The organism is uncultured Caballeronia sp. (assembly GCF_964243625.1).
Taxonomy (GTDB): domain Bacteria; phylum Pseudomonadota; class Gammaproteobacteria; order Burkholderiales; family Burkholderiaceae; genus Caballeronia.
The window spans coordinates 1-8,268 of sequence record NZ_CAXTGZ010000249.1 but is presented as its reverse complement, the minus strand read 5'-3'; the positions used below and the strand labels follow the sequence as shown (position 1 = coordinate 8,268).

The 8,268-nt window shown below is 60.1% G+C and carries 6 protein-coding genes and 1 pseudogene; 5 read left to right on the top strand and 2 right to left on the bottom strand.

The features are described from left to right. A pseudogene (locus ACFFAR_RS17500) lies at positions 1 to 517 on the top strand (ferritin-like domain-containing protein); the annotation flags it as partial. 60 nt (positions 518 to 577) lie between these two features. Here the strand turns inward: ACFFAR_RS17500 and ACFFAR_RS17495 are convergent. Then, positions 578 to 1,300, bottom strand: a complete 723-nt coding sequence (locus ACFFAR_RS17495) for a TetR/AcrR family transcriptional regulator (RefSeq protein ID WP_062002660.1) — start codon at positions 1,298 to 1,300, stop codon at positions 578 to 580. A 162-nt stretch (positions 1,301 to 1,462) separates the two neighbouring features. Here ACFFAR_RS17495 and ACFFAR_RS17490 point away from each other — a divergent pair, with 162 nt between their 5' ends. The 3 genes from ACFFAR_RS17490 to ACFFAR_RS17480 are packed head-to-tail and all read left to right on the top strand — an operon-like array spanning position 1,463 to position 6,310. Beyond that, positions 1,463 to 2,644, top strand: a complete 1,182-nt coding sequence (locus ACFFAR_RS17490) for an isovaleryl-CoA dehydrogenase (protein ID WP_062172390.1) — start codon at positions 1,463 to 1,465, stop codon at positions 2,642 to 2,644. 14 nt (positions 2,645 to 2,658) lie between these two features. Continuing rightward, positions 2,659 to 4,266 carry a carboxyl transferase domain-containing protein gene (locus ACFFAR_RS17485; RefSeq protein ID WP_075358911.1) on the top strand — a complete coding sequence of 536 codons (1,608 nt, stop codon included), beginning with the start codon at positions 2,659 to 2,661 and terminating at the stop codon, positions 4,264 to 4,266. A gap of 22 nt (positions 4,267 to 4,288) precedes the next feature. Then, on the top strand, positions 4,289 to 6,310 hold the full coding sequence (locus ACFFAR_RS17480) for an acetyl-CoA carboxylase biotin carboxylase subunit (protein WP_174363179.1): 2,022 nt from the start codon (positions 4,289 to 4,291) through the stop codon (positions 6,308 to 6,310). A gap of 30 nt (positions 6,311 to 6,340) precedes the next feature. On the opposite strand, the gene ACFFAR_RS17475 is transcribed toward ACFFAR_RS17480, so the two are convergent. Beyond that, entirely contained in the window at positions 6,341 to 6,856 is a 516-nt protein-coding gene (locus ACFFAR_RS17475) for an OmpA family protein (protein WP_069638405.1), read from the bottom strand. Positions 6,857 to 7,130: 274 nt separating this feature from the next. Between ACFFAR_RS17475 and ACFFAR_RS17470 the strand changes: the two genes are divergently transcribed. Continuing rightward, a complete protein-coding gene (locus tag ACFFAR_RS17470) occupies positions 7,131 to 8,204 on the top strand; it encodes an AI-2E family transporter (protein WP_375508187.1) in 1,074 nt (357 codons plus the stop codon). Positions 8,205 to 8,268: the final 64 nt, after the last annotated feature.

The window sequence follows — 8,268 nt, the reverse complement described above, 5'->3', positions numbered from 1 at the left end:
TGCGCCCGAACCGCCGTATCCAGCGCCCGACGATGCACTGCGCGCCTGGATGCTCACGGGGTACAGCGAATGCATCGATAGTTTTTTCGCGTTCGGTTTGTTCGAAGCCGCGAAGCAGACGGGCTATTTTCCCGAAGAACTGGTTGAAACGTTCGAGCCGGTGATTCAGGAAGAGGCGCGCCATATCCTGTTTTTCGCGAACTGGGTTGCGTGGTATCGGCGGAATCTGCCCTGGTACAAACGGCCGTGGTTTCTCATGAAGACCGCGAGCGTCTGGGTATCGCTGATTCGAGACCGGATATCGCTGGCCAAAGGGTTCGACACCGGTGGCGCCGCGCAGGACATGAATTTCCCGGCGAACGTCGGGGATTCGGTGGGCGGGGGGATATCGGCGAAGGCGCTGATCGAGTTATGTCTGACCGAGAACGAGCGCCGGATGGGCGGCTACGATACGCGTCTGCTTCGTCCAACGACAGTGCCCTGGTTAGCCGGAATCGCTCGCCGGTTCATAAAGTAGTGAATCTAAACGCAACTAACGGTCTGTCCCGCCTGCGCCCATGGACCCGGCCGGTGCCCGCTATTTTGCGAGCCGCGACGCCTCGAACCGGCGCGACGCCTCTTCCACGTCCTGTCTGAACTGCGCAAGCGCAGTCAGGTTTGCAGCAGGTGGCTGCAGCGCGGTCCAGAGCACATCGACGAGTTCGGTTGCCGTCGTGTCGATCTGAGCCTGGCTCAGATGCCGCTTCGCGAGCGTCGCGTCCCACAGGACATGCTCCATTGGCCCGAAAACCAGCGACCGGAGCAAGCGTAGCGGCAGATCCGCGCGCACCTGGCCTATGCTCTGCCCGTGCGACAAAACGTTCATCAGCGGCGCGGTGTATCGGCGTTGCAAGTCCGTGAGCGTGTCGCTCAGGTCGTGATGTTTCGTGCGACCCTCCGATAAAACCAGCGCACACAATCCCGTACCGTTCACCAGCATCAGTCGCAAATGCGTCTTCACGATGAACGCAAACTGCTGCCGCACGCTGCCATCGCGGGGAAGGCCGGATTCGAAGGCATCGATGATCTCGTCGTACCAATCCGCAATCACCCGCGCGCACAATTCCCGCTTGCCGCTGAAATAACTGAACACGGTCGCCTCCGAAATCCCGGCGCGCTGGGCGATTTCGGCGCTGGTGGCCGCGTCGTAGCCTTTTTCGGCGAAGACATCTCGGCCGGCCTGAAGAATGTCCTTCACGCGTTGCTGCGACTTGACGCCTGCAGGCGTGCGGCGATTTCCGGTGACGGGCGATGAGGACATGGCTTTGAGGTTGGGTTCGACAAATGTGAGCGTAGCTCAAATCCCTATTGACGGAAAGTGGGGTTCGGCATGAAACTGCCGAATATCAAGCAAATCGGTGTGTGTGAGTATCACTCACTGCTCCGATAGAGCCCCGCCGATACCCCGAAGGAGGAGACCCGCATGAACGACGTACCCGGTCTGAATTTCGCCCTGGGCGAAGACATCGACATGTTGCGCGATTCGCTCGCCAATTTCGCCGCAAAAGAGATTGCGCCGCGCGCCGCTGAAATCGATAAAACCGATCAGTTTCCCATGGACCTCTGGAAGAAATTCGGCGATCTGGGCGTGCTCGGCATGACCGTCTCGGAGGAGTACGGCGGCGCGAACATGGGTTACACCGCGCACATGGTCGCCATGGAGGAGATCTCGCGGGCGTCGGCGTCGGTGGGATTGTCGTATGGCGCGCATTCGAACTTGTGCGTGAACCAGATTCATCGCAACGGCACGGAAGCGCAGAAGCGCAAGTATCTGCCGGGGTTGATATCGGGCGAACACATCGGCGCGTTGGCAATGAGCGAGCCGAACGCCGGATCGGACGTGGTCAGCATGAAACTTCGCGCCGATGAAAAGGGCGATCATTACGTGCTCAACGGCACGAAGATGTGGATTACCAACGGTCCCGATTGCGACACGCTGGTCGTGTACGCGAAGACCGATATCGAGGCGGGTGCGAAGGGGATTACCGCGTTCATCGTCGAGAAGGGTATGAAGGGTTTTTCGGTCGCGCAGAAACTCGACAAGCTCGGCATGCGTGGTTCGCATACCGGCGAACTCGTGTTCGAGAACGTAGAAGTGCCGAAGGAGAATGTGCTCGGCCAGTTGAACGGCGGTGTGAAAGTGCTCATGAGCGGCCTTGATTACGAACGCGCGGTGTTGGCCGGCGGCCCGACGGGCATCATGGTCGCGTGCATGGACGCGGTCGTGCCGTACATCCACGATCGCAAACAGTTTGGCCAGGCGATCGGCGAGTTTCAATTGATTCAAGGCAAGGTCGCTGATCTCTACACGACGCTGCAAGCCTGCCGCGCGTATCTCTATGCAGTGGGCCGTCAGCTCGATACGCTCGGCGCGGGACACGGCCGCCAGGTGCGCAAGGACTGCGCGGGCGTGATCCTCTACACCGCAGAGAAAGCGACGTGGATGGCCGGCGAAGCCATCCAGATTCTCGGCGGCAATGGTTATATCAACGAATACCCGGTTGGCCGTTTGTGGCGCGACGCGAAGCTCTATGAAATCGGCGCGGGCACGAGCGAGATCCGCCGCATGTTGATCGGGCGCGAATTGTTCGCCGAAACGGCTTGAGGGCATAGACACTCATGCCGATCATCGAATCGAAACTGAATCCCCGTAGCGACGAATTTCGCGCGAACACGGCGGCGCTCGAAGCCCTGGTGGCGGATCTGAAAGAGAAGGTCGCGAAGATTGCGTTGGGCGGCGGGCAAGCCGCACGCGACAAACATCTGTCGCGCGGCAAGCTCTTGCCGCGGGATCGCATCGGGCAACTGCTCGATCCGGGCACGCCGTTTCTCGAGTTCTCGCAGCTTGCCGCATTCGGCATGTATAACGACGACGCGCCCGGAGCGGGAGTGATCACGGGCATCGGCAGGATTGCAGGACAGGAATGCGTGATCGTCTGCAACGATGCCACCGTGAAGGGCGGGACTTATTATCCCGTGACGGTCAAGAAGCATCTTCGTGCGCAGGAGATCGCGGAAGAGAACCACTTGCCATGTGTGTATCTCGTGGATTCGGGCGGCGCGAACCTGCCGAACCAGGACGATGTCTTCCCCGATCGCGATCACTTCGGCCGCATCTTCTACAATCAGGCGAACATGTCGGCGAAGGGCATTTCGCAGATCGCCGTGGTGATGGGTTCGTGCACGGCAGGTGGCGCATATGTACCGGCAATGAGCGACGAATCGATCATCGTGAAGAACCAGGGCACGATTTTCCTGGGCGGTCCGCCACTCGTGAAAGCCGCGACCGGCGAAGAAGTCAGCGCTGAAGATCTCGGCGGCGGCGACGTGCACACGCGCCTCTCGGGCGTGGTCGATCATCTTGCGCAAAACGATGCGCATGCATTGGGGATAGCGCGCAGCATTGTCGGCAACCTGAATCGTGTGAAGCCAACGCCCTTGGTGCTCAAGGAATCGCTGCCGCCGCGTCATGATCCGCACAGCATCTACGGCGTGATTCCGGCGGATACCCGCAAGCCGTTCGATATCCGCGAAGTGATCGCACGCATTGTCGATGACTCCGCCTTTGACGAATTCAAGGCGCGCTACGGCACAACGCTCGTTTGCGGATTCGCGCATGTCTGGGGACATCCGGTTGGCATCATCGCGAACAACGGCATCCTGTTTTCAGAATCGGCGTTGAAGGGCGCACATTTCATCGAGCTGTGCTGCCAGCGGAAGATTCCGTTAGTGTTCCTGCAGAACATCACGGGTTTCATGGTCGGACGCAAGTACGAGAACGAAGGCATCGCACGTAACGGCGCGAAGATGGTGACCGCTGTTGCGACGGCGAAAGTGCCCAAGTTTACGGTGATCATCGGCGGATCGTTTGGCGCAGGAAACTACGGCATGTGCGGGCGTGCATATTCTCCCCGTTTCCTCTGGATGTGGCCGAACGCGCGCATCTCGGTGATGGGCGGCGAACAGGCCGCTTCAGTGCTGGCAACCGTGCGTCGCGATGGGATCGAAGGGAAAGGTGGTTCGTGGTCGAAGGAAGAAGAGGAAGCGTTCAAGTCGCCTATCCGCGAGCAATACGAGGTGCAGGGGCATCCGTATTACGCGAGCGCGCGGCTGTGGGACGACGGCGTGATCGACCCCGCGCAGACCCGCGACGTGCTTGGGCTGGGACTGGCGGCGTCAATGAATGCGCCTATCGAGGACACGCGTTTTGGCGTGTTCCGGATGTGATCACTTCTTCCCGGGCTTCGTCATGTTCAACAAAATACTGATTGCGAATCGCGGCGAGATCGCGTGCCGCGTGGCCGCGACTTGCAAACGCCTGGGCGTGGGCAGCGTGGCAGTTTACTCCGATGCCGATGCACAATCGAAGCACGTCGCCGTCTGCGATGAAGCGGTGCATGCGGGCGGTGCGGCGGCGTCTGAAAGTTATCTGCGGATCGACAAGATCATCGATGCTGCGCTGAAAACCGGCGCGCAAGCCGTGCATCCGGGATATGGTTTTCTATCGGAGAACGAAGAATTTGCGCGGGCTTGCGAGAAGGCGGGACTCGTGTTTATCGGGCCGCCGGTCGAAGCGATTTCCGCGATGGGATCGAAGGCGGCGGCCAAGGAGCTGATGCAATCAGCTTCGGTGCCGCTCGTGCCGGGTTATCACGGCGACAGCCAGGATGCGGCGCTGTTGCAGAAGGAAGCCGATGGCATCGGTTATCCGGTGCTGCTTAAAGCAAGCGCGGGTGGCGGCGGAAAAGGCATGCGCGTCGTCGAGCAGAGCGCGGACTTCGCGTCAGCGCTGTTGTCGTGCAAACGTGAAGCCTCAAGCAGCTTTGGCAATGATCGCGTGCTGATCGAAAAATACCTGCAGCGCCCGCGCCATGTGGAAGTGCAGGTGTTCGCCGACCAGCATGGCAATGCCGTGTATCTCTTCGATCGCGATTGCTCGGTGCAGCGCCGTCACCAGAAGGTGCTCGAAGAGGCGCCGGCTCCGGGCCTTTCAGCCGAAGTACGCAAGGCGATGGGCGAAGCCGCAGTCGCCGCCGCACGTGCCGTGAATTACGTCGGCGCGGGTACGGTCGAATTCATCATGACCGGCGACGGCCAGTTCTACTTCATGGAAATGAACACGCGGCTTCAGGTCGAACATCCCGTGACCGAAATGGTCACCGGTCTCGATCTCGTCGAGTGGCAACTGCGCGTGGCGAGCGGCGAACCGTTGCCGCTGTTGCAGGATCAACTCAAGGTGAGCGGCCACGCGATCGAGGCGCGAATTTATGCCGAAAATCCTTCGCGCGGATTTTTGCCATCGACTGGAACGCTGAAGCATTTACGCTTGCCCGAAGCGGTCGAGTTTCAGTTCAACGGGAACGTGCGCATTGATAGCGGCGTGCGCGAGGGCGATACCATCACGCCGTTCTATGACCCGATGATCGCCAAGCTGATCGTGCACGGTCACGATCGTGACGATGCGTTGCTGCGCATGGCGCTTGCGTTGAAACAATGCGAGGTCGTGGGTCCATCGACGAATATCGAGTTCCTGCATCGGATCGTCGTAAGCGAACCGTTCGCGTCGGGCGACCTGGATACGGGCCTGATCGAGCGTCATCACGACACATTGTTTGCGCCATCGACCGTATCCAAGACACACACGCTCGCGCTTGCTTGCGCTGCGCTACTTACGCGCGAAGGTGGAGAAGTGCGTGGCGCGTCGCCGTGGGACGCGTTATCGCACTGGCGCATGAGCGGCGGTTACACGCAAGCGCTGAACTGGCGCCTCGCCGATTCCGACGATGAAATCGTGGCCGTCTTTACGCGCGGTTCAACATCGGGCCGGGCGGACAACAAGCAGCTCGAGCTGCCCGGCGAGACGCTTGCATTCGACTGGTCGCACGGCGATGAGCCGCATTCATTCGTGGTGCTGATCGGGGACACACGGATCAAGGGGCGCGTCTTCGTAGACGGCGATGTGTTCCATGTGTTCTACGCGGGGGTATCGCTGGCGTTTGAATGGCAGAATCTGCTTGCCCACGCCGCTGATGCCGAACATGGCGAAGGCCGCCTGACCGCGCCGATGCCGGGCAAGGTGATCGCTGTGCTGGTGGAGGCCGGCGCCGTGGTGGAGAAGGGGGCGCCCTTGCTGGTGATGGAAGCCATGAAGATGGAGCACACGATCGTCGCGCCCGCGAGCGGCACCGTTGGCGAGATTCTGTTCGGTGTCGGCGATCAGGTCACCGATGGCGCACAGCTCCTGATGATGGATGTGCAGGCCGTCAAATAAGCTTCACACAACGGCGCTCGACGGCGCGCGTCATTTCTTTTTGACGCGTCCCAGCAGCGTTTCTTCGGTCTCGGTCCTGACCAGGATCTCAACTCGCCGGTTCAGCGCACGCCCTTCGGGCGTGGCGTTGGACGCGATCGGCTCCGAAAATGCAATGCCGCGGGTCTTGATGCGCGCAGCGGGAACGCCGCGTGCGACTAGCGCATCGGCGACCGCGTTCGCGCGTGCCGTCGACAAGGTCTGGTTGTAGTCGAGCGGCCCTACGTTGTCGGTGTGTCCTTCGACCATGATGGGTCGTGTGCTGCGCTTCAGCAGCACCGCCGCGCGGTCTAGTACGACGATGCCCTCGGGGCGCATCGACGCTTCATCGAAGTCGAACAGCGCCGATTCCTGAAGGCGCAACTCAACGCCGCCGTGAGCGGGGTGGACTACGATTCCGACCTTCTGGTTGATCGCTTCTTCCTTCGTCCGGTTCAGGCCCGACGCGCAACCGGCAAGCATTGCTGTTGTTGCACATGCGTTGACAATGGTTCGAATAGCTTTCACTGCAAATCTCTTGAACGGATGCCGGGGCGAGGGAACCGATTATAGGGAAACGGAAATTGGTGAGTGTGAAATTAGATCAAAAGATGCGATGGCAGATTGAAGCGCGGTTGCTGGGAAAAAGCCCCTTGATTCTGGCCGCTTCCCGCTCGAATTACAATGCGTGGCTGGCATCACGCTTCATGCGGATTACAAACAGATTTGCGTCGCCGCCACGCGGCATGCGTTTTTTAAACATTTTGAGCTTCAACTTTGGAAGCAATTACAAGGACGTTTCATGAATCCACGCGATCAGACTTCTGACGACGAAAAGGATCGCACACGGCGGTTGCAACGTACCGCTTCGGGATTGCTATACACGGTCCTCGTGGCACTCGCCATCTGGATGATCCGCGACTTCATCCCCGCCGTCGTGTGGGCAGCGGTGATCGCCATTGCTTTGTGGCCATTGCTGACATGGCTGGAAAAGCGGCCATTGTTCCGGAACCGAAGCATCTGGCTTGCAATCGGCATGACTGTGGTGCTTGCGCTCGTGTTCGTGGTGCCGTTCATAGTGGTCGCGGCCCAGGCGGGAAGCGAGGCAAACGACCTGATCCGATGGGTTCAGGAATCGTTGCGAAGCGGGATCACCATGCCCGATCTGGTCAATCATCTGCCGATGGGATCGAAGCAGGTCGCCGCGTGGTGGCAGGAGAATCTTGCTACGCCTCTCGGTTCATCGCCGGCGGCCAAGCACTTTCACAGCGCAACCATTGTCGCGATGACGCGGCATTTCGGCGGGCGTGTCGCGCACGGGTTGATCGTGTTCAGCTTCATGCTCGTCACGTTGTTCTTCTTGTTCAAGGCGGGGTCGAAACTGGGTGAGCAACTGCTCGAAGGGTCGAGACGCGCGTTTGGATCGGATGGTGCGGCGCTTGCCCGGCGCATGGCGGATTCGGTTCGCAGCACGGTGACGGGTTTGGTCGTCGTGGGGCTCGGAGAAGGCGCGCTGCTGGGTGTGGCCTATGCCGTCACCGGTGTGCCACATGCGACGCTTCTCGGCATGCTGACCGCCGTTGCAGCCATGTTGCCGTTCTGCGCGCCGATTGTGTTTTTGGGCGCGGCTTTGTGGTTGCTGTCTCAAGGCGCAACGGTGGCTGCGATCTGCGTTGCGGTGTTTGGTTTCGTGGTCGTGTTCGTGGCCGAACATGCGGTGCGGCCGGTGCTGATCGGCGGCGCGGCGAGGTTGCCGTTCTTGCTCGTGCTCTTCGGCATTCTCGGCGGGGCGGAGACGTTTGGTCTGGTGGGATTGTTTATCGGGCCGGCGTTGATGACGATTCTGGTCGTGCTTTGGAATGACTGGGTGCATTGAGCCAGTAGCGTCCGATTGATAAAAAAGGCGGTCCAACTTTCGTTGGACCGCCTTTTCCTTTGTC

What these genes read in the sequence shown, in the direction of transcription:
- ACFFAR_RS17495 (WP_062002660.1), bottom strand. Translation starts at nt 1,300, where the DNA reads ATGTCCTCATCGCCCGTCACCGGAAATCGCCGCACGCCTGCAGGCGTC.
- ACFFAR_RS17490 (WP_062172390.1), top strand. Translation starts at nt 1,463, where the DNA reads ATGAACGACGTACCCGGTCTGAATTTCGCCCTGGGCGAAGACATCGAC.
- ACFFAR_RS17485 (WP_075358911.1), top strand. Translation starts at nt 2,659, where the DNA reads ATGCCGATCATCGAATCGAAACTGAATCCCCGTAGCGACGAATTTCGC.
- ACFFAR_RS17480 (WP_174363179.1), top strand. Translation starts at nt 4,289, where the DNA reads ATGTTCAACAAAATACTGATTGCGAATCGCGGCGAGATCGCGTGCCGC.
- ACFFAR_RS17470 (WP_375508187.1), top strand. Translation starts at nt 7,131, where the DNA reads ATGAATCCACGCGATCAGACTTCTGACGACGAAAAGGATCGCACACGG.